The sequence below is a fragment of the Leuconostoc falkenbergense genome, assembly GCF_045801155.1.
Lineage (GTDB): Bacteria > Bacillota > Bacilli > Lactobacillales > Lactobacillaceae > Leuconostoc > Leuconostoc falkenbergense.
In genome coordinates, this window is the sequence record NZ_CP174386.1 from 999,814 (window position 1) to 1,020,610 (window position 20,797).

The 20,797-nt window shown below is 35.6% G+C and carries 20 protein-coding genes and 1 pseudogene; 20 read left to right on the forward strand and 1 reads right to left on the reverse strand.

Annotation, left to right across the window (positions count from 1 at the left end; genetic code table 11):
* Nucleotides 1-73: 73 nt before the first annotated feature.
* Nucleotides 74-1,012, reverse strand: coding sequence for a sugar-binding transcriptional regulator (locus ACI3ES_RS04915; RefSeq protein WP_114667624.1), 939 nt, complete (start codon nt 1,010-1,012; stop codon nt 74-76).
* 263 nt (nt 1,013-1,275) lie between these two features.
* On the opposite strand from ACI3ES_RS04915, the gene ACI3ES_RS04920 reads away from it, so the two are divergent.
* From ACI3ES_RS04920 to ACI3ES_RS05015, 20 genes and pseudogenes are all read left to right on the forward strand, one after another.
* Nucleotides 1,276-2,427, forward strand: coding sequence for an NADP-dependent malic enzyme (locus ACI3ES_RS04920; RefSeq protein ID WP_114667623.1), 1,152 nt, complete (start codon nt 1,276-1,278; stop codon nt 2,425-2,427).
* A gap of 9 nt (nt 2,428-2,436) precedes the next feature.
* Entirely contained in the window at nt 2,437-3,498 is a 1,062-nt protein-coding gene (gene citC, locus ACI3ES_RS04925; protein ID WP_114667626.1) for a [citrate (pro-3S)-lyase] ligase, read from the forward strand.
* Nucleotides 3,488-3,781 (forward strand): citrate lyase acyl carrier protein, encoded by a 294-nt coding sequence (gene citD / locus ACI3ES_RS04930; RefSeq protein ID WP_114667622.1) that lies wholly within the window; start codon nt 3,488-3,490, stop codon nt 3,779-3,781. The genes citC and citD overlap by 11 nt, the downstream gene beginning before the upstream one ends.
* Complete coding sequence (gene citE, locus ACI3ES_RS04935; protein ID WP_142511835.1) at nt 3,781-4,689, forward strand: citrate (pro-3S)-lyase subunit beta; 909 nt, start codon at nt 3,781-3,783, stop codon at nt 4,687-4,689. Before citD ends, citE begins: the two co-directional genes overlap by 1 nt.
* The gene (gene citF / locus ACI3ES_RS04940) at nt 4,679-6,217 is read left to right on the forward strand and encodes a citrate lyase subunit alpha (RefSeq protein ID WP_407632035.1); all 1,539 of its coding nucleotides are present in this window, start codon (nt 4,679-4,681) and stop codon (nt 6,215-6,217) included. Before citE ends, citF begins: the two co-directional genes overlap by 11 nt.
* A 79-nt stretch (nt 6,218-6,296) precedes the next feature.
* A complete protein-coding gene (gene citG, locus ACI3ES_RS04945; protein WP_114667619.1) occupies nt 6,297-7,700 on the forward strand; it encodes a triphosphoribosyl-dephospho-CoA synthase CitG in 1,404 nt (467 codons plus the stop codon).
* Nucleotides 7,697-8,488, forward strand: coding sequence for an alpha/beta fold hydrolase (locus tag ACI3ES_RS04950; RefSeq protein ID WP_242029765.1), 792 nt, complete (start codon nt 7,697-7,699; stop codon nt 8,486-8,488). Before citG ends, ACI3ES_RS04950 begins: the two co-directional genes overlap by 4 nt.
* A gap of 81 nt (nt 8,489-8,569) precedes the next feature.
* Nucleotides 8,570-9,895 (forward strand): 2-hydroxycarboxylate transporter family protein, encoded by a 1,326-nt coding sequence (locus ACI3ES_RS04955; protein ID WP_317211426.1) that lies wholly within the window; start codon nt 8,570-8,572, stop codon nt 9,893-9,895.
* Nucleotides 9,896-10,305: 410 nt separating this feature from the next.
* Complete coding sequence (locus ACI3ES_RS04960; protein WP_142511836.1) at nt 10,306-11,511, forward strand: MFS transporter; 1,206 nt, start codon at nt 10,306-10,308, stop codon at nt 11,509-11,511.
* A gap of 93 nt (nt 11,512-11,604) precedes the next feature.
* Nucleotides 11,605-13,098 carry an SIS domain-containing protein gene (locus ACI3ES_RS04965; RefSeq protein ID WP_114667616.1) on the forward strand — a complete coding sequence of 498 codons (1,494 nt, stop codon included), beginning with the start codon at nt 11,605-11,607 and terminating at the stop codon, nt 13,096-13,098.
* A gap of 141 nt (nt 13,099-13,239) precedes the next feature.
* Nucleotides 13,240-13,710, forward strand: a complete 471-nt coding sequence (locus ACI3ES_RS04970) for a PTS sugar transporter subunit IIB (RefSeq protein ID WP_114667615.1) — start codon at nt 13,240-13,242, stop codon at nt 13,708-13,710.
* A gap of 9 nt (nt 13,711-13,719) precedes the next feature.
* A complete protein-coding gene (locus ACI3ES_RS04975; protein ID WP_114667614.1) occupies nt 13,720-14,529 on the forward strand; it encodes a PTS sugar transporter subunit IIC in 810 nt (269 codons plus the stop codon).
* A pseudogene (locus tag ACI3ES_RS04980) lies at nt 14,519-15,339 on the forward strand (PTS system mannose/fructose/sorbose family transporter subunit IID). Before ACI3ES_RS04975 ends, ACI3ES_RS04980 begins: the two are co-directional and overlap by 11 nt.
* Nucleotides 15,340-15,355: 16 nt before the next feature.
* A complete protein-coding gene (locus ACI3ES_RS04985) occupies nt 15,356-15,775 on the forward strand; it encodes a PTS sugar transporter subunit IIA (RefSeq protein WP_114667613.1) in 420 nt (139 codons plus the stop codon).
* The gene (locus ACI3ES_RS04990) at nt 15,759-17,456 is read left to right on the forward strand and encodes an alpha-glucosidase (protein ID WP_375792899.1); all 1,698 of its coding nucleotides are present in this window, start codon (nt 15,759-15,761) and stop codon (nt 17,454-17,456) included. Before ACI3ES_RS04985 ends, ACI3ES_RS04990 begins: the two co-directional genes overlap by 17 nt.
* A gap of 77 nt (nt 17,457-17,533) precedes the next feature.
* Nucleotides 17,534-18,778, forward strand: a complete 1,245-nt coding sequence (locus tag ACI3ES_RS04995; protein ID WP_114667612.1) for a M20/M25/M40 family metallo-hydrolase — start codon at nt 17,534-17,536, stop codon at nt 18,776-18,778.
* Nucleotides 18,779-18,789: 11 nt separating this feature from the next.
* Nucleotides 18,790-19,179, forward strand: coding sequence for an ester cyclase (locus ACI3ES_RS05000; RefSeq protein WP_114667611.1), 390 nt, complete (start codon nt 18,790-18,792; stop codon nt 19,177-19,179).
* Between the two features lie 246 nt (nt 19,180-19,425).
* Entirely contained in the window at nt 19,426-19,782 is a 357-nt protein-coding gene (locus ACI3ES_RS05005) for a hypothetical protein (protein WP_147272497.1), read from the forward strand.
* Nucleotides 19,783-19,818: 36 nt separating this feature from the next.
* A complete protein-coding gene (locus ACI3ES_RS05010) occupies nt 19,819-20,223 on the forward strand; it encodes a hypothetical protein (RefSeq protein ID WP_114667609.1) in 405 nt (134 codons plus the stop codon).
* A 32-nt stretch (nt 20,224-20,255) separates the two neighbouring features.
* Nucleotides 20,256-20,795: a GNAT family N-acetyltransferase gene (locus ACI3ES_RS05015; RefSeq protein WP_114667608.1), complete on the forward strand. Its 540-nt coding sequence runs from the start codon at nt 20,256-20,258 to the stop codon at nt 20,793-20,795.
* Nucleotides 20,796-20,797: the final 2 nt, after the last annotated feature.

The window sequence follows — 20,797 nt, forward strand, 5'->3', positions numbered from 1 at the left end:
CATTGCCATCGAAATATAATACCGGCGCGAAGTTTTAATCATGAATCGTAGCAATTGAGTTTGCAACTTGTATTTAGGATGTTTCATTCAAAATTTTATACGCCATACCTTCTGTCATGATGACGTCGGTAATTAATTTGCCTTTGATTGCACCAATAACTGGCTTATATTTTGATTTTCCTCTCACCAAGCAAATTCTTTTTGGGACCTTCAATATTTGGTCAATGCTAAGACCCAACACTTTATCGGCTTCAAGATTTAAAAAACGACCATTAATATCGTAAGGGCGACCATAAATCAAGCCAGCAATTTCTTGAGTATTAACAGTAGAAAAAATTGCATTCAAATTTTGCTTCCAAATTGGAATAGAATCAAGCGATAATATTGTGCCAACACCGGTAATCAACGCATCCATATTATCGGCAACCGCAATGGTATTTTGTAAAGAAGGCTCTGAGTACAAACCATTTCGAACACTGTCGTTTAAAATGTACAACGGTGCTGGTAAGGTTAAAAATTCACCAGAAACCTTTTTTGCGGCTCTTTCAACCATTCTCATTGAGCCGGCGGTTGAATTATACTTCATGTTTTCTCCCAAGAATTGTGTGAATTTAACACGCTCAAGCGGTCTGTTTTTTAAACTATCAATCATGGTGTAGATGGTTTCGCCCCATGTTAAACCAACAATTTTATTATTATCTTGTAGAACCTCATCAACGTAGGTAGCGGCAAAATTAGCAAGGTGCTCTGATGTTGTTATATTGTTAATGTCATCTTGAACCACATAAAAATTGATGTCTTTGAACTTGTCGCGCAAAATATGCTCAATCTGCGGATTACGATTAGAATTTTCAGTGATTTCGATCTTAACAATTCCAACTTTAACCGCTTCATTGAGGTATTTATTAACTAAATAACGACTAATATTGTATTTTTTTGAAATATCACCGAACGGCAATTTGTTTAAATAATAATCCTCAGCAATTTGGGAAAGTATTGTTCTTTCGAGCATGACGAATGCCTCCATTTGTTATCTTTACAAATTGTACAAATAATTTATAAAAATATCAAATTATTTCAAAAAAAATAAATGATTTTAAAAATATTAATTTAAAAAAACTAAAACTATTTTAAATATTTAAAAAATAAAAAATATAAACAAAATTTATTTCAAATATTTTAAAAAACAGTTGACTTTTTAGAATGACAACCATAGAATGAGTTTGTTATCAGTTATGCGTTTTGTAATAACTGAAAAAGAAAAAGGAGTAATTTATGGTAAATATGGATGAAGTGCTTTCAGTTCATCAAGCACATACGGGTGTACTCGATATTGAATCTTGTTTTGATATCACTACACCAACTGATTTAAGTGAAGCATACACACCAGGAGTTGCTGGACTAGCGAAACTCATTGCTAAAGATACGTCAAAAAAACGTGATTACACAATGAGTGGAAAACTAATTCCGGTTATTACAGATGGATCTGCTGTTCTTGGTTTAGGCAATATTGGACCAGCTGCTGGTTTGCCAATTGTGGAAGGTAAAGCATTAATCTACAAAAATTTTGCAAATGTTGATGCTCTGCCCATGGCGTTGAATCAAGTGAGTGTTGATCAATTCGTTGATACAGTTAAAGCTATTGCACCATCTTTTGCTGGTATTCATTTGGAAGACATTTCGGCACCTAAGGTGTTCGAAATTGAACGACGCTTAAGCAATGAACTTGACATACCGGTTTATCACGATGATCAGACAGGAACTGCAATTGTTGTATTAGCGGGTATTATTAATGCAGCAAAAGTTGTTGGTAAAAATGTTCATGATTTGAAAATTGTTGTTAACGGTATTGGTGCTGCAGGTGTAGCCACGACAAAAATTTTGATTGCGGCTGGTATCTCTAATATTACATTGGTAGACATTAACGGCGTTATTAATTTGGGCGACGCAAATTCAAACAGTTACCAGCAAGAGCTTGTACGCGAGGTTACTCAAGTAGATGGCAAAACATTAGACGATGTTATTGCAAATCAAGATGTATTTATTGGTTTGTCAGATGCCAATGTTTTGAACGGAAAGCAAGTAGCTCGAATGAACGAGAATCCTATCATTTTTGCATTAGCAAATCCTGTACCAGAAATTTCACCTGATGATGCTAAAAAAGCTGGTGCAGCAGTTATTGCTACTGGTTCGTCACAATGGCCAAATCAAGTCAACAATGTACTTGTATTTCCTGGTTTGTTTAAAGGTTTGCTAGAAAGTGGCATTAAACACGTTGACATGGCACTTCAACTTAATGTTGCACATGCTTTGGCAAATATGATTAGTGAGCCAGATGCCACCCATATTGTACCAGCTGTCTTTGATAATAACGTTGTCAACGCGGTAGAAACAGCAGTAGTTGATTATGCTAAGCAGCACGCTTAAAACGATATGATGTCAAATGGAATTAAAACAATAGATTTAAAGGATAAGTCCGTACGACGTGATTGGCAAAATTTTTTAATGGCTCGTGGCATCAAAAATTTTGATGATAGTGAGTTAAATCCTTTAGATATCACAATCGCGGTGTATGAAAACGAGGAAATTGTTGGTACTGGTTCGATTGCTGGGGATGTGATTAAGTACGTTGCAGTGCAAGAAACAACAATATCGGGTCACAGTACACTCTTCAATCAACTCATGACAAAACTAGAAAACTTTATGGCCGTTGAGGGACGTTTTCATCAATTTGTTTTCACCAAACCAATTTACCAAAAAAGTTTTGAGTACATTGGCTTCAAAACGTTGGCTGAATGTGAACAAGGAATTTTGCTGGAAAAAGGATTACCAGATATTAAGGAATACTTGTCAACAATTCCCCGTCCCAAAACACCTATTGATAAGGTAGCCAGTGTTGTTATAAATGCTAATCCATTTACAAACGGTCATCGTTTCCTAATTGAAGAGGCATCCCGAAATAATGAACTGGTCTATGTGTTTGTATTAAATCAAGAAGCTTCGTTATTTCATACCGATGAGCGTATTGCGCTCGTCAAGGCAGGTGTTCAAGACTTATCCAATGTCATTGTGGTTAATGGTGGTGCTTATATCATTAGTTATCTGACTTTTCCTGCGTATTTTCTAAAACATAACGATTCTGCCATTGATTATCAAACAACAATAGATGTCAGATTGTTTAAATACAAAATTGCTTCAGTTTTAGGCATAACTAGTCGATATGTTGGCAGTGAACCGTTATCACACACCACTAACTTGTACAATCAAAAGTTAATTTCTGAATTAAATCCGCAAATTGAAGTTCATGTTATTCAGAGAAAACTAGCGACGGGTGATCTGGGTGTTATATCGGCACGCACCGTCCGTGAAGCAATTGATAAAGGAGATGAAGCAGTATGGCAAAAAATGGTGCCTGAAACGACACAGCATTTTATTTCAAATAACTTACTAGAATTGCAACAACGTATTAGAAAGGGACAAAAGATTAATGGAAATTAAAAAAACAGCCATTGCGGGAACATTAGAATCTTCCGATGTTCAAATCATGTTGAGCAAAGGGACAGTTGGAGTGGAATTTGATTTGGTTTCTGATGTGGCAAAACAATTTGCCGATGATATTAAATCAACAATTAAAGAAACATTGGGATTGTATGGCATAGAAAATGCTGTGGTGAAAGTTGTTGATAAAGGGGCATTAGACATGGTTATCAAGGCACGCACCCTTACGGCGATTCAAAGAGCTTTAGATTCTGTTGATCAACCAAATTGGGAGGTTTTGTAATGAATAACGAACGATTACGTCGCACAATGATGTTTGTTCCTGGTAATAACCCAGCTATGGTTAAGGATGCAGGAATTTTTGGAGCTGACTCTATCATGTTTGATTTGGAAGATGCAGTTTCTTTGGCTGAGAAAGATTCAGCACGTTATCTGGTTTATGAAGCGCTTCAAACAGTAGACTATGGTTCTTCAGAACTAGTCGTGCGTATCAATGGACTAGATACACCGTTTTATAAAAATGATATTAAAGCAATGGTGAAAGCTGGTATTGACGTTATTAGATTGCCTAAAGTTGAAACGGCAGCAATGATGCATGAATTAGAAAGTCTAATTGCCGAAGCGGAAAAAGAGTTTGGTCGTCCAGTTGGCACAACACATATGATGGCAGCCATTGAATCGGCGCTTGGTGTCGTTAATGCGGTTGAAATTGCTAATGCTTCTGACCGTATGATTGGTATCGCTTTATCTGCCGAAGACTATACAACTGATATGAAAACACATCGTTATCCTGATGGCCAAGAACTCTTGTATGCACGTAATGTTATCTTACATGCCGCACGTGCCGCCGGTATCGCAGCATTTGACACTGTGTTTACCAATTTGAATGATGAAGAAGGATTTTATCGAGAAACTCAGTTAATTCATCAATTGGGATTTGACGGTAAATCATTGATTAACCCCCGCCAAATTGAGATGGTCAATAAAGTTTATGCGCCAACAGAAAAAGAAATTAACAACGCGCAAAATGTTATTGCTGCTATTGAAGAAGCCAAACAAAAGGGTTCTGGTGTTATATCAATGAACGGGCAGATGGTTGATAGACCAGTTGTCTTGCGTGCACAACGTGTGATGAAACTAGCTAACGCCAATCACTTAGTAGATTCGGAGGGAAATTACATTGAAAAATAAAGTAAATATCGACGTTCCTGATGCTATTTTGGAACAATTAGATGATAGTGTGTTTGAAAGCACAAATTATGGCAATCCTGAGATTCAAAGAGTTGGTCCTAAGGTGCGAGCAACTACTGGAGAAAGTAAAGTTCAAAGTTCAATTGATGATGTCTTGTCAAATACTTTAAAAGATGGCATGACAATTTCATTTCATCATCACTTTCGAGAAGGTGACTTTGTCTTTAACAAAGTCATGAGAAAAATTATTGACATGGGCTATCAAAATCTTACGTTAGCGCCTTCTTCTTTAACAAATGTTATGAATGATATTGTGATTGAAGCAATTAAAAAGGGTGTTGTCAATAATATCACTTCTTCTGGTATGCGTGGCACACTTGGTGATGCGGTATCACATGGTATTCTCAAAAATCCAGTTATCTTCCGTTCTCACGGCGCACGTGCACGTGCAATTGAATCAGGTGAAATCAAAATTGATGTTGCATTTCTAGGTGTACCTAATTCAGACGAAATGGGTAATGCTAACGGTATGAATGGTGACGCTGCTTTTGGGTCACTAGGATATGCACTGATTGATGCACAGTATGCGGATAAACTAGTTTTGATTACAGATACGATTATGCCTTACCCCAACACACCTGCTTCAATTAAGCAGACTCAAGTTGACTATGTCGTTAAGGTAGATAAAGTAGGTGATCCCGACAAAATTGGATCAGGTGCGACAAGATTTACAAAAGATCCAAAGGAAATAAAGATAGCAAAAACGGTTAATGACGTTATTGTTAATTCTAAGTATTTCAAGAATGATTTCTCATTTCAAACAGGATCAGGTGGTGCTGCACTTGCTGTAACTAGATTCTTGAGAGAGGCAATGGTGGCCCAAAACATCAAGGCTTCATTTGCATTGGGTGGTATCACTAAACCTACTGTTGATCTTTTAAATGAAGGCCTAGTTAATCGTGTAATGGACGTACAAGACTTTGATAAAGGTGCCGCAAGCTCTATGAAGCTAAGTCCTAATCAGCAAGAAATTGATGCTTCTTGGTATGCCGATCCTGCTAACAAAGGCGCAATGGTTGATAAATTAGATGTTGCTATTTTGTCGGCCTTAGAAGTTGATACTAACTTTAATGTCAATGTCATGTCAGGTTCTGACGGCGTTATCCGAGGTGCAATTGGTGGACATCAAGACGCTGCAACTGCCAAATTGACTATTATTTCTGCACCCTTAGTTCGAGGCAGAATTGCGACGATTGTTCCTAAAGTTAATACTGTTATCACCCCCGGAGATTCAATTGATGTTGTGGTCACAGAGGTTGGTATTGCGATTAATCCTAAAAGAACGGATTTGGTAGAACAGCTAAAGCAAGTGCCAGGATTGCCAATTTACAGTATTGAAGAGTTGCAACAAAAGGCTGAAAAAATTGTTGGCAAACCAGCACCCCTCAAATTTACAGATCGTGTAGTAGCTGTGGCAGAATATCGTGATGGTTCAGTCATTGATGTTATTAAAGAAGTCGCAGATTAAGTGATCGAATATTTTATTGGCGAAAAGCGAATCATATTTGATTCGCGTACATAGCAAATAAAAGCAGAAGGAAAAACGAATGGACTATTTTGAAGGTGGAGAGCGCCTTAACTTAATGCAAGTTCTTGATAATAGAGAATGGCGCGAGAAATACCAAAAACAGTTAATGGCAAGTTTCCCAACAGCTGTCATCACTAGTGTCAAGCTTAACTTGCCGGGACCTATCAAAACGTCACCAAAATTACAGTCAGTATTCCAAAACATAATTAATGACTTGAACCCAGTTTTCAAAGATCTTCAAATTATTAAAGAAGCATCATTTGTAGATCAAATCACTGGTCCTGAAATATTTTTTGTCACGAGCGGTTGTTTGAAACTAGTAAAGCAAATTATGATTACTTTTGAGGAAAGCCACCTACTGGGACGTTTGCTGGATTTAGATGTCATGTGTCAAAACGCTGATAAGCAATTATCTCGCGAAGAACTGGGATTTGCCCCAAGAAAGTGTTTGTTGTGTGGAAAAGATGCCAAAACTTGCATAAAAGAAGGTAATCATTCCCTTGCAGAGGGATACAGTCAGATTAATAAGATGCTTCATAATTTTGAAAAATCAAAAATGATTGTGCCACAAATGACTCAAAGTCAAGTTGTTGATGCAGCACTTACTGGCATGCTTTATGAAGTATCGTTAGGACCAAAACCGGGCCTTGTAGATCCAATCAGTAATGGCGCGCACAAAGATATGACGGTTTTTACATTCATAGATAGCTCATTGTCATTACAACCTTATTTAAATGAAGCATATCGTATTGGTAATCAATTTAAAGGGACAGATTTACCTAGGATGTTTTCATTATTAAGGAATGCTGGCATAAGGGCTGAAAAGGATATGTTTGCAGCGACGAATGGTGTCAATACCCATAAAGGTGCTGTATTCTCGTTAGGAATTATGGTAACGGCGGTTGCGTATGCGACACAGAAAGGTATTACTAACTTACTGACGATTCAAAAAGTAATTAGCGACATGACTCAAGATCTCGTAAAAAACGATTTAGGTAAAAACAACTTACGCAATAGCCAAAATCAACAAACAGCAGGAGAACGTCAATTCATTAAATATAAAATTCCGGGTGTTCGTGGTGAGGCTGAAAAAGGATTTCCAATTGTGATGAATCTTGCGTTGCCATTTCTCTGTGAGCAACAGGGTAACTTAAATCAACGGCTATTAAACACGTTGATGAAGATTGCGGGCAATATTGATGATACTAATCTAATCAAAAGAGCTGGTAATGCTACGATTTCAAAAGACATGCAGCACTGGTCAATGACGTTTTTCCAAATTGGTGGTAGTTACACACCAGAGGGGCTAAAGTTTCTCAATGATTTAGATCAAATGTTTATTAAACGAAACCTTAGTATGGGCGGCGCGGCAGATAACTTAATTTTAACCATATTCTTGGCAAGATTGGTGGGATCTTTATGAGCTACATTGTGACAAACGATCACGTCAGACTCTCTTACAGTGATGTTGGAGATGGTCCAACCATGATATTTTTACCGGGCTACTCTGATATCAAAGAAACGTGGTATTTTCAATCCAAATACTTTTCCGAAAATGGGTATCGTATTATTTGTTTGGACTGGAGAAGCCATGGGTGTTCATCGCATACAGCCAAAAATATGAAAATCATGCGTTTAGCTGGCGATTTGCACGAACTGATTACAACCTTAAAGTTAGAAAATGTCATTTTGATTGGTCATTCAATGGGTGCTAGTGTGATTTGGGCGTATGTGACAATATTTGGACAAACGAATGTTAGCAAAATAATCACAGTCGACGAATCACCAAAACTAATTAATGATGTCGGTTGGCAAGCAGGCATAAAAAATCTTAATTGGGATAATTTTATTGAATTGGCACCGTTAATTTTGCAGCAACCATTGACTGAACAGCAGATGCCAGCAACATTAAAAAATATTCGTAATAGACTTAAAACAGATCATCCGTTTGATGCTGATTTGGGATACGGACTACTATTAGATCATATGAAACAGGATTGGCGGACAACCGTTATTAACATAACAGTTCCTCAATTATTTGTTGTCGGTGACAAATCGCCATTATGGGCAGGTGATTATAGTAATTATTGTGAAAAAAAGAACAATATCAATATTTTTAAAACTTTAATTAAAAATACAGGGCACTTTCCGCAAATTGAAGACGCAGAGCGCTTTAACAGTGAAATAAATTTTTTTCTTAAAAATACTTAAATGATTAAAAGTATGGTGTCTATTTTTTTGAAAATTTTTAACATTCTATGTGAATAAAATAACAAACGAAAGAAGTTAATCATGATAAACAAAAAAGAAACAAACGGCAATAAGTCAAAGCTCAAAAGTGCTTTAGGTGCTGTGGACAAAATTAAAATTAGTGGGATTGGATTGGTTGCTTATATTGTAATGGCTATTCTTTTGATTGTAGCCATTAGTACGCATAAGTTACCCAATACAATGATTGGGGCCATCCTAGCTTTGGTTATTATGGGACATGTATTCTATTATATTGGGGCTCATTTACCAATTTTTAGATCTTATTTGGGTGGTGGTTCAGTCTTTACAATATTAGTGATGGCTGTGTTGGTTTATCTCAATATAGTTCCTAGTGACACTGTCAAAACAGCATCAGGATTTATCAACGGCATGGATTTTCTTGGCCTGTACATTGTTTCCCTTATAGGATCATCAATTTTTAAAATGAATCGTAAAATGCTACTCAGTGCAGCGGTACGATTTTTACCAGTGGCATTTTTGTCAATGTCAGTTACTTTCTTCGGAGTGGGCTTAGTTGGTATGTTGATTGGTGTTGGGTTTAGTCACGCAGTATTGTATACTAGTTTGCCTATTATGGCCGGCGGAGTTGGCGCTGGTATTGTACCACTTTCAGGTATTTATGCGCACGCCTTTGGTAGTTCTGCCGCAGTTATTTTATCAAAATTATTCCCCGCAGTTATTTTAGGTAATTTACTGGCTATTATTAGTGCCGGCCTTGTTTCTAAACTGTTCTTACACAGCAAGTCAAATGGGCACGGCGTGTTATTGAAGACTGAAAATGCTGATGCGCAAGTCGTAGCAGATCCCAAACCAGACTACACTCAAATAGGTGTTGGCTTGATCATATCCGTTTCTTTCTTTGTATTTGGCACACTCTTAAGTGCACTATTTCCATCAATCAATGCATACGCTTTCATCATTTTGTCAATTGTATTAACAAAAGCTTTGGGCTTGTTGCCTGAGTATTATGAACAGTCTGTGATTATGTCCGGACAAGTGATTACTAAGAACATGACACATGCCTTGTTGGCAGGAGTGGGAATGTCGTTAGTTAATATCAAACTTCTATTGAGTGCATTATCATGGCAGTTTGTGGTACTTTGCTTAACGAGTATTATTGTGATTTCATTGGCAAGTTATTTCCTCGGTAAATTGTTTGGCTTATATCCAGTCGAGTCAGTCATTACTGCTGGTTTAGCTAATAATAGTATGGGCGGTACTGGAAATGTGGCTGTTTTGGCTGCTTCTGATAGGTTGAATTTGATTGCTTTTGCTCAAATGGGAAACCGTATTGGTGGTGCGCTAGTTCTGGTTATAGCTGGCATACTTGTGTCGTTTATGCATTAAAAGTTTTGACGGTTGCAAAGGAATAGTAAGAAAAACACAGCGTCGTCAATTAATCCAATAGGTCTCAAAACAGATGGTTATTCTGCTTTGAGACCTATTGTTTTTTATATTTAATTAAGAAAATGAAGCTAATCATAATTTACTATTTTGAACTATTCTCCTTTATCAATACGATTTGTGATTAAATCGTTTAGTCTGCTTGGAGCGTGCGGTGTAAAAGTGAAACGACTTGTATGCATAAAAGACGCTATGGAGGGTAATTGCATTTCAATCATTAATGTGATAGATTAAAAAAAGTATTTTTGAGCATGGATATTGTTAACAATAAAAATAAAGGAGACCACTGGCGTGTAGTCATCATATATCTATTACAACTTAATAATTCATATTAATTTAAAAGGTATATGTTCATGCTCAAAAATAAAAACTTTTTATTCTTATTGTTCGGTCAATCAGCAGCAAATATTGGTGATACGTTATACATTATTTCCGTCATCAGTGCCATTTATAACTTAACTCATTCGGTAATTGCTTCATCATTAGTACCGACTGTTATCACCTGTGCTATGGTAATTGCAAGTTTCATGGCGCCACTTTTTACCAATAAGTTAAAACTAAATCATATTTTAGTCAGTACCCAGCTTATCAAGGCATTTTTTTTAGTGGGTTTATTATTTTATATCAAAAACGGTTTTGTTAAACAAAATATCTTTGGTCTGTTCGTCATTATTAGTATTATTGCTTTTTCAGATGGATTTGCACAACCTATCAGTCAATCAATATTGCCACATTACGCAGCGGATAATGATTTAGTCAAATCTAATAGCATATTAAATACTTCATTTCAAATACTTGGTATTGGTGGCTGGGCAGGTGGCAGTATTTTGTTAGCTTGGCTTTCTGTTCCTAGCATCCTTGTTCTCAGCTTGGCACTTGCCAGTCTATCTGTTATTTTACTTTTACAGTTGCAATCAGTCAGTATTGATCAACAAGCCTCAGGGAATAATAGTATTTGGCATAATTTGTTGAGGGGCTGGCGAACAATTGATACCGTGCCTCTTTTAAAATTGACTGCTGTCATTTCGATTCTTGATACCTTCGCAAACAGTGTCTGGATTTCGTCAATTATTCTTGTCTTTGTTCAAAAAACGCTAAATGCCTCTCAATATTGGTGGGGATATATCAATGCAGCCTATATGTTTGGTGGCGTTTTAGGCGGTATTCTATGTTATAGGTTAAGCCAACGCATAGCTAAAAATCCTTTTTCTGTGATGATTACTGGTACGACAATAGTTGCTTTAGTTACCTTTATTGTTTCTATCAATTCCAATATGTGGATTTTATTGTGCTTATCTGGACTTGTTGGCATATTTGGTGAATTAAAAGATATTCCACAAACTTCATTGATCCAATCTCGTACTGATAACAAGTTATTACCAAACGTTTTTAGTAGTCTTACCATTCTTTATACAGGGACATTTTCAATGGCTTCCGTATTTGTTAGTGCTTTGTCAGAACAATTTGGTGTGCGATTTGTGTTTGTCATATCATCATTTCTCTTAGTGATTGTTTCTGTTTTACTGTTCTTCAATAAACGCTTGATCAATCAAAATTAATTGTGATTGATGGGTATCATTCCGAAAATTAGGAATAATACTATATTTTGCCGTGAAGATAGGGTATTATTCAAAATAAGGAGGTTGATTATAGTGAGTATTTTAAATCGTTTTGAAAAAAGTAAAATATTATTGTCAAATTCAGAATTAAGCATTTTTGAACAAATCTGGACCAATCTCGCAAATTTACAAGGGAAAACATTGACTGAAATGACTGATGCAATGCACATATCACGTCAATCTTTTCTGAGAATTGCTAAGAAGTTGGGTTACAAAGATTCTAACGAATTTCTTTTAGACCTGAATCGTCAAACTGTATTTGCAGATATTACTACCACGGCAATGGTGCAGCCTAGCGTATTAGAACAAAACATTCACCATATTATTAATCATTTCGATACGTCGCAAATTAAAAAAATTATTGATTCTGTTGAAAAAAGTGAACGAATTTTCTTAATAGCAACTGGTAAAGCGCAAAGAAATCAAGCAAATATTTTATCCAAAATTTTGATAAAGCATGGATATTTTGTTGTGCAGATTTATGATTTATTTGAAGTTGAAGAAATCAAGAACAATATGCACAATACTGATTTAGTAATAGTGCTGACTCGTACTGGAACGTCAAATGATTTATTAAATGCTGTTCGTTCAATCAATCAAACGAATGCAAGGATCATCACGGTAACAAGTTTACGATCAAATCCAATCAGTAATTGGTCCAATTTTACGGTCTTTGTCAATACACAAAAAATTGATGGTAATGTTTACGAACTAAATTCACTGTTCTACGGCTTATTTGAATTAATCGACTTCTATTTAACCGACGATTCAATTACCAAACAAACGAAGGACAAACAAGAGCTGGTTCAGAACTTGTTATCAAATTATATGGTATCTACAAATGATCATCTTAGCATAAATGACAAAGAGTTATTATTAAATTTCATTCAATCTCCTGACTTAGTTTTCACTAGTATATCTAATATTAGTCAGAAATTAAATGTTTCTACGACAACTTTATTCCGGCTGTCAAAAGCATTAGGATTTAAGGGATTCAAAGAATTTCGGTCATCTATTGGATTAGAAATAAGGGATTTTTTACCGAATAGTAATCAATATGATAGCTACCAAACATTGATTAAAAATTTCAATCAATCTGTAAATGATATTATGTCGACTGATTTTTCGATAGCACATAAATTAATTTCAAAATATAATCGTATTTGTATTATTTATCATGATCAATATAGTGAAATATTAGCCGATGAGTTGATTCGAATGTTTTTTCATACTGATAAGTTAATGCAAAAAATTAATGGTCAACATGATTCTAAGTTTATTAGTGAGAGAAAAGATACACTTTTTATCTTCTTAATTACAAGCCAAAATGGCGAAACGGATTTTGTTCAAACAGCAAGCAAAATTAATTATGCCAACAATGAGATAGTAGCATTTGCTAACAAAGATACCAATATATTGGGATATAAAGTTTCAGGAAAAGTATTTTTTAAAAGCGCAACTGCTTCCACTCATTATTTCTCTGACATGTGGTTGCTTGAGTTTTTCTTTATTAGTTATTTTTATTAGCTTATTTTTTTTAAGGAACGGATTTACAATTTGAGTAAATCCGTTCCCTTTTTGTACATACTCACGAAATCAGCATAATCTGTTGAAAGCGGTTACACATACGACTTACAATACAAGTATCAAAAAAAAGAGGTAGTTATAATGTCAGTAATTTTAGCACGTGTAGATCAACGTTTAATTCATGGAATTGTCGTCACACAATGGGCGGCTTATACAAAAGCTAAGCGCCTAATGGTAGTAGATGATGAAGTTAGCCAAGATGAAACAATGAAAGCAGGTATGAAACTAAGTAAACCAGCTGGGACAAGCATGTCAATTATTAATACAGAAACGGCTATTAATAATTTCAAAATGGGAAAATATGACAATCACACTGTGTTCCTATTAGTCAAAGAACCAAAAACGCTAGTTAAACTAATCGAAAATGGCGTGAAAATACCCAAAGTTAATTTAGGAATCATTTTTAATCAAAGTGGAAAGAAACAATTTACTAAGATGGTTGCCATGGATGAGCAAGAGCAGGCAGATGTCAAAAAAATACAGTCACTAGATGTCCCTGTAACATTTCACTATGTCCCCAACGAAGATGAGAAAAAGGTCGAAATCCTTTAGGAGTAAGTAATGTCAATTTTACAAGATATTTTAATCATATTATTAGCGTTCTGGATGGTTATTGATCAACAAGGGCCAGTCATAACAACGTGGTTTCCTGTCATAATTGCAATGTTTGTTGGGTTTATATTGGGAGATATACAAACAGCCATGGTGATTGGTGGAACATTCCAATTAATGGCTTTGGGTGTTGCTAACATTGGTGGATCGTCAGTACCCAACTATGGTTTAGCGGCATTGGTGGGTGTGTACGTTGCCATACGGACAACCGGTAACATTGTGGACGCTAAAGCGGCCGCCTTAGCTGTCGGTGTGCCCGTTGGTATGTTGGGAATTCAACTAGATGTGTTGGGGAAAATTTTAACGAATCCACTTGTCCATAAAGCAGAAAAATATGCGCATAATGGTCAATATAAAAAAATGAATCAGACAATTTTATTCGCCCCAGTCATTTTTGGATTAACAACGGCTCTGCCAACTGCACTTTTTGTAATTTTTGGAAAACCAATTGTTTCCTTCATTTTAGAAGTGTTGCCAAAATGGTTTACTAACGGTTTGTCAATCGCGGGTGGTATTTTACCAGTAGTGGGTATTGGCATTTTAATTTCCATGATGCCGATAAAAAAACATTTAATGTATTTGATCATTGGTTTTGTTGCTGCTGCATATTTGAAAATGCCAATGATGGGAGTTGCTTTAGTTGGTGCTGCAGCCGCTTACAACTTTTTTGTACAAAAAGTAGCTTCAGATAAAAATGTAGCGCTTAACAATAATACTGCAAGTGATGCAGACATTGAGGATGGTGATTTTGATGAGTGAAGTAAAAACTGAAACACATTTGAGTAAAAAGGATATTCGTCGTACAGCATTGCGTTGGCAATTTATGACATCCAATGCCTATAACTATGAATCACAACAAGCCGCTGGTGTTGTATTCTCATTGAGTAAGGCCTTGAGAAAAATATATCAAAATGATGAGGAGGGCTACAAATCTTCGTTAGACAATCATTTTAAATTCTTTAATACAACTGGTCCAGCAGCTTCATTGATATTAGGAGCGACATTGGCAATGAGGATCGCGAGGGCAAGAAATCTCAGCCGGCTGTCCAAAGTTTAAAAACGGGATTGATGGGTCCGCTTGCAGGCGTTGGCGATACAATCTTTTGGGTCTTGATTCCAACCGTATTTGGGTCAATTGCGGCTTATATGGGTTTGCAAGGTAATCCGACAGGGGCAATTATTTGGTTTTTGGCGAATATTCTAGTTTTCTTATTTCGAATTAAAATATTTGAATGGGGATATGCAACAGGTACAAGGTTAGTAACAGACTTAGGTAGTAAGTTGAATGCATTCACGGAAGCTGCTTCAATTATGGGACTAACTGTTATAGGTGCGTTGATTCCTAGTGTTATCAAAATGAATCTTGCCACAACCTTTGCAACAGGAAAAGTGACAATGTCTGTTCAAAAAGACATTCTAGACGCTATTATGCCCGCCTTATTGCCAGCAATTTTGACATATTTAGTGTATCGAATCGTATTAACTAATAAGTTATCTATTTCAAAAATAATTTGGATATTAATTGGCTTTTCATTGGTACTATCGTATTTTGGCATCTTAAAGCCCTAACTGGAGAATATTAAAAATGAGAAAAATAATTATTGCATCACACCATAAAATGGCTTCTGGTATCAAGGATACATTAGAATTTATTGCTGGCGAGCAACAAAACGTCATGGCAATCGATGCTTATCTAGATAATATTCCGTTGGATGATACATTAAAAACAATATTTCAAGAAAAAAACGATGATGACGAGATAGTTGTGCTAACGGATTTGAAGGCTGGTAGTGTGAATCAAGGCTTTATTAAGTATCTTGGTCAACAACATGTTCATTTATTATCAGGGATGAACTTGCCACTTGCTTTATCAATAGCGCTCGCACCTACGAATCAATATTTAGATGATCAAACCATTCAGCATTATATAGATGAATCTAAAAATGAAATCATTTATATGAATACTGTATTAGCAGATATGGAGGTTGATGACGATGATGAATGATAAAAACAGCTTATGGTGGCAAAAAGCGGTTGTTTATCAAGTCTATCCCCAAAGTTTTAAAGACAGTAATAATGATGGCATAGGTGATTTAAATGGTATTATTGAAAAATTGCCTTACCTTAAAAAGCTTGGCATTGATGTTATATGGTTAAATCCAATTTATGTTAGTCCTCAAGTTGACAATGGTTATGATATTGCAGACTATTATCAAATTAATCCAGACTATGGTACGCTGAGTGATTTTGAGCAGCTTATACAGCAGGCGCACAGTTTGAATTTAAAAATAATTTTAGATTTGGTAGTCAATCATACCAGTGATCAACATGAGTGGTTTAAAGCATCAAAAAAAAGTCGCGATAACAAATACTCAGATTACTATATTTGGAAAGATCCAAGTCATGATGGCAGCTTACCTAATGATTGGGGAGCCACATTTGGTGGCCCAGCATGGACCTATGTGCCAGAAAGAAAACAATATTATCTTCACTCTTTCGCGCCGCAACAACCAGAATTGAATTGGGAAAATCCTGCATTACGACAAGACATCTATAAAATGATGCGATATTGGCTGGATTTTGGCGTTGATGGATTTCGGATGGATGTTATTTCTCTAATATCAAAACGACAAGATTTTCCGAATGCCAATGGCAGATTCCCATACAGCAAGAGCTACTATGCCGGTGCATCAAATGGGCCTCGAGTACACGAATTCTTACAAGAAATGAATCGTGAAGTGTTAAGCAATTTCGACACACTGACTGTGGGTGAAACACCAAATACGAATGCTGATCAGGCCATTTTGTACACAGATAGTAATCGTCATGAACTAAATATGGTTTTTAATTTTGACCATATGCATATTGATTATAGTGAAAGAGGCAAGTTTGATGTTACACGTTTCCAATTAACTGATTTAAAACGTGTATTTACTCAATGGCAAAATAAATTAAGTGATCATGGCTGGAATTCATTGTATTGGTCTAACCATGATCAACCTCGTGCTGTTACAAGATTTGGTTCTGAGAAGTACCGTGTTGAAAGTGCTAAAAGTTTAGCGACTGTTTTGCACATGTTAAAAGGAACGCCCTATATTTTTCAAGGGGAAGAAATAGGGATGACCAATGCTAAATTTGATTCATTAACAGATTATCAAGATATCGAAACCAAAAACATCATTAATCTGTATAAGGAAGAGGGACTAGACGAGTCATTTATCAAACGAGTTGCTTATTTACGATCTCGCGATAACGCCAGAACACCAATGCCATGGCAAAATGAAAAACCTTATGCTGGATTCAGTGAAAGCAAGCCTTGGATTAAAATGAATCCGAATTACGATACAATCAATGTGGCACAAGCATTAATGGATACGGATTCTGTTTTTTATCATTATCAGCGACTCATCGCACTACGTCACGAATATCCTGTTGTTATTAACGGTAAATATCATTTGTATGATCCAAATGACAATAATATTTATGCATTTTCTAGGGAATCAACTGATGGGATCAAAATATTTGTTATCGCTTCTTTTTCTGAAGAAAAATTGACTTATCAATTACCAAAAGTCATTACAAATGATAATTGGCGAGTACTACTAAACTCTTATGATAATGCTTTTATTATTCAAGACGTCATTTCATTAGAGCCTTATCAATCCGTGATCTTAATTAATCGTTAATAAATCATATTTAAAAGTCGATTAATCTTTTTAGTCTTAAAATAACTTATGAAATACACTTACAGGAGGAAAATATTATTAATAGTGAAGATGAATTACTAAGAAATTTAGTCCAAATAAATACTGCTGGAAAAAACGAATCCGCCGTCGCCACCTATCTAAAGAAAATATTTGATGAAAATAATATTCAGAATCAACTAGTTGAATTCGACGATGGCCGATCTGGTTTAATAGCATCCATTGGAAATGGTAATGGTCCAACAATTGCATTTGATGGTCATGAAGATACTGTCGCACTTGGTGACACTTCTCGCTGGCAAGTCGATCCATTAGCTGGAACCATTATCAATGACAAATTTTTTGGCCGCGGTATCACAGATATGAAATCAGGGTTAGCGGCTGGTGTTGTAGCTATGTTACGATTGAAACAGCATGAAGCATCCTTAAATGGTACATTTAAATTATTTGCAACAGTTGGTGAAGAATTAGGTGAATTAGGCGCTGAACAAATGGTTAGATTAGGTCTAGCCAATGATATTGATGCTTTATTAGTTGGTGAACCCAGTGGGGTACCGGTCGAATTTGTTTCCAAGCTACCTAAAGAAGCATCTCTTCCAGGAATAATGTTATCGGAAAATATTCATGAAGTTGTAGCAAAGAATAGTATCAATGAGCAGCATTTTCTTACGATTGCACATAAAGGCGCTTTAACCTATAAAGTCAAAAGTCAAGGTATCACAGCTCATAGTTCTATGCCTGAATTAGGTGTAAATGCAATCGACACATTAGTTAACTTTATTAATCAACAAAGTCAAGTATTTCAAAAAATTGAAAGAATTAAAAATGATATTTTAGGTGCTACTACACCAGTTGTTACGGAGATATCTGGCGGTGAACAACCTAATACAGTTCCCGGTAGTGCTGAAGTGAGTGTTTTCATTCGTACAATTCCCGAAGTAACACATGAAGAAATTCTTAGCCAAATATCACGAATTATTGATGATATAAATGCTAACAGCCATGCAAAACTGACACTAGAAACTGACATTTCATTAGAAGCCGTTTACTCTCAAAAAGAATCAAAATTAAATAGACTTGCTAAATTAATCGGTGAGCGTGTGTTGCAGCAATCATTACCTTTCATTGGTGTTTCTGGTGGAACAGATGCCTCACAATTTGTGAAAGTAAATCCCAATTTGGACTTTCTAGTCTTTGGTCCAGGAAATATATCTGCTCATCAAGTGGATGAATTTGTGTATACGAATATTTACCACTCATTTATTGATATATATGAAGAAATTATTCGTGATTATCTAAAATAGAGGTATGACTTATGACCAACAAAAAAATAATCCAATCGTTTTTTGAAAATGTCCGTTCCGGGCAAAATGTCAATTCTGCTCCTCAGTATATGCATAACATCGTACACGCTCATCAAGTTTTGGCTGAATCGCACACTGATGAAGTGATCGAACGGTCTCCTGAAGATTATGCCAATCATGTTCAAGAAATGAAAGCAATGTATGGCGACTTCAGCTTAGCGATTGAAGAAATTTTGTCTGATGGGGATAAAGTTTATGTTCGATGGCGCCAAGTCGGAACAGTGGATAAAAAAGATGTCACAGAAATTGGTAGTGCTGTTTATTTACTTAAAGATGGGAAAATTGCTGAATATTGGATACAATTGGATAGAAAAGGCATCGAAGAACAAATGAATAATTGATAGTAATTAGTATCTACTATTTTTATAACTTCAGCAGATGACTATGAACTGTCTCACTAAAGAATTTAATATGTTATACAATTTTGTAAATTTATGAAAAATAAACACACACACATTTACTTCGTTTTTTTAGCAGTATTAGTAATAATAGCAAGCGTTTTGTTGATTAAATCGAGCACAAGCACTAGAGAGACTAAAAAGGATATCACTTCCTCGTTTGTCAGTATTAGTTCCGCAGAGTCAAGTATGTCCGAGAATAGCACAAAGCATTCGACTGATATGCGTCATGTTTTTTCTGTTCCGCGAGGTAATGACATGATGCATGGTAACAACTCTTCCAACGTTTTCTTTACAACATGGACACTGGCTGATTTTGAGTCATGGATTGCAAATTACAAAAAAATGAGCTATTCAGATAAAGCACAAAGTACGAGTACTTTTGGCACATCATATACTTTTGAAAATCTAAAAATTAATGATAATCAAAATGATGCGAGCTTGGCCTTTGATACGTTTGTTCAAGAGCATTGGTTTTATTTTGATACGGTTTCCGATTTTATTGAAAAAAATGATAAAAATGCAGATTCAAAAAATATTCAATGATGCTATGCAGTCAGTTCATTAGCGGAGGAGTACTTGATGAAGAAAAAAATTATTGTATCAGTCATGTTTTTTGCTATGGTTATTGGAACCTGCTATTTTGTGAATGATTTTAAACAAAAAGAAAATCGACAAGAACAGCTGCGTTTAAAACAGCTCAAGCGGCAACAATGGTCGAAGAATGACTACCAGAATTTAATGAGCGCTGAGAGCCTATCGCCAAACAAGCCCTATACGAATAATCAGATTAGTATGTATTTGAAAATTGTTCATGATCACGGCAAACCAGTATCGCGAAAAACGGGTAAAAAGGGCAACATTGTTGAGACGACTGCCATTTGGAAGAACATCAAAAACCATCCCAATCAAAAAATCGTTTTGAAATTTCAAGGTCTTCACGATGAGTCACGTATTTTGGTGAATAAAAAATCTTCAGTATGGTAAATATAAACAAATAAAGAGAGGCTAACCATTTTATGTTATTTCGGGTCAGGCGTGCTAATTTGAATGATATTTCAAATGTCAAATTGTTTTACAAAGAAGCGCTACCTCTTATCAATTCAGAACAGACTAGTTGGATACCTGATATATATCCAAATGTTGTGGACGCCTTAGAGGCAATATTACATGAGGAATTTTTTATCTGTATTGATAATCAAGAAAAAGTTGTTGGTTCTATGATTCTTAATCAACAGTCAGATGATGAATATAAAACAGTGCCATGGGTTTATGGCACAAATAAGGCAAATCATTTGATTGTTCATACATTAATTTCACATCCAAAACGGTTGAAAAATGGTATTGCGAGTAAAATGATAAGCTTCATAAAACAATGGGCGATTGAAAATAATATGGCATCGATTAAATTAGACACACTAGCGAACAATGTTCCAGCCAGAAAATTATATGAAAAAAATGGATTTTCGTATATTGGGCGTCGATATTTATCGAGTTTTGATAACAAAGGTACTGATGATTGTGTGTTTTATCAATTTCAACTTTATAAAGAAAAATAAAT

What these genes read in the sequence shown, in the direction of transcription:
- ACI3ES_RS04915 (WP_114667624.1), bottom strand. Translation starts at nt 1,012, where the DNA reads ATGCTCGAAAGAACAATACTTTCCCAAATTGCTGAGGATTATTATTTA.
- ACI3ES_RS04920 (WP_114667623.1), top strand. Translation starts at nt 1,276, where the DNA reads ATGGTAAATATGGATGAAGTGCTTTCAGTTCATCAAGCACATACGGGT.
- citC (WP_114667626.1), top strand. Translation starts at nt 2,437, where the DNA reads ATGTCAAATGGAATTAAAACAATAGATTTAAAGGATAAGTCCGTACGA.
- citD (WP_114667622.1), top strand. Translation starts at nt 3,488, where the DNA reads ATGGAAATTAAAAAAACAGCCATTGCGGGAACATTAGAATCTTCCGAT.
- citE (WP_142511835.1), top strand. Translation starts at nt 3,781, where the DNA reads ATGAATAACGAACGATTACGTCGCACAATGATGTTTGTTCCTGGTAAT.
- citG (WP_114667619.1), top strand. Translation starts at nt 6,297, where the DNA reads ATGGACTATTTTGAAGGTGGAGAGCGCCTTAACTTAATGCAAGTTCTT.
- ACI3ES_RS04950 (WP_242029765.1), top strand. Translation starts at nt 7,697, where the DNA reads ATGAGCTACATTGTGACAAACGATCACGTCAGACTCTCTTACAGTGAT.
- ACI3ES_RS04955 (WP_317211426.1), top strand. Translation starts at nt 8,570, where the DNA reads ATGATAAACAAAAAAGAAACAAACGGCAATAAGTCAAAGCTCAAAAGT.
- ACI3ES_RS04960 (WP_142511836.1), top strand. Translation starts at nt 10,306, where the DNA reads ATGCTCAAAAATAAAAACTTTTTATTCTTATTGTTCGGTCAATCAGCA.
- ACI3ES_RS04970 (WP_114667615.1), top strand. Translation starts at nt 13,240, where the DNA reads ATGTCAGTAATTTTAGCACGTGTAGATCAACGTTTAATTCATGGAATT.
- ACI3ES_RS04975 (WP_114667614.1), top strand. Translation starts at nt 13,720, where the DNA reads ATGTCAATTTTACAAGATATTTTAATCATATTATTAGCGTTCTGGATG.
- ACI3ES_RS04985 (WP_114667613.1), top strand. Translation starts at nt 15,356, where the DNA reads ATGAGAAAAATAATTATTGCATCACACCATAAAATGGCTTCTGGTATC.
- ACI3ES_RS04990 (WP_375792899.1), top strand. Translation starts at nt 15,759, where the DNA reads ATGACGATGATGAATGATAAAAACAGCTTATGGTGGCAAAAAGCGGTT.
- ACI3ES_RS05000 (WP_114667611.1), top strand. Translation starts at nt 18,790, where the DNA reads ATGACCAACAAAAAAATAATCCAATCGTTTTTTGAAAATGTCCGTTCC.
- ACI3ES_RS05005 (WP_147272497.1), top strand. Translation starts at nt 19,426, where the DNA reads ATGTCCGAGAATAGCACAAAGCATTCGACTGATATGCGTCATGTTTTT.
- ACI3ES_RS05010 (WP_114667609.1), top strand. Translation starts at nt 19,819, where the DNA reads ATGAAGAAAAAAATTATTGTATCAGTCATGTTTTTTGCTATGGTTATT.
- ACI3ES_RS05015 (WP_114667608.1), top strand. Translation starts at nt 20,256, where the DNA reads ATGTTATTTCGGGTCAGGCGTGCTAATTTGAATGATATTTCAAATGTC.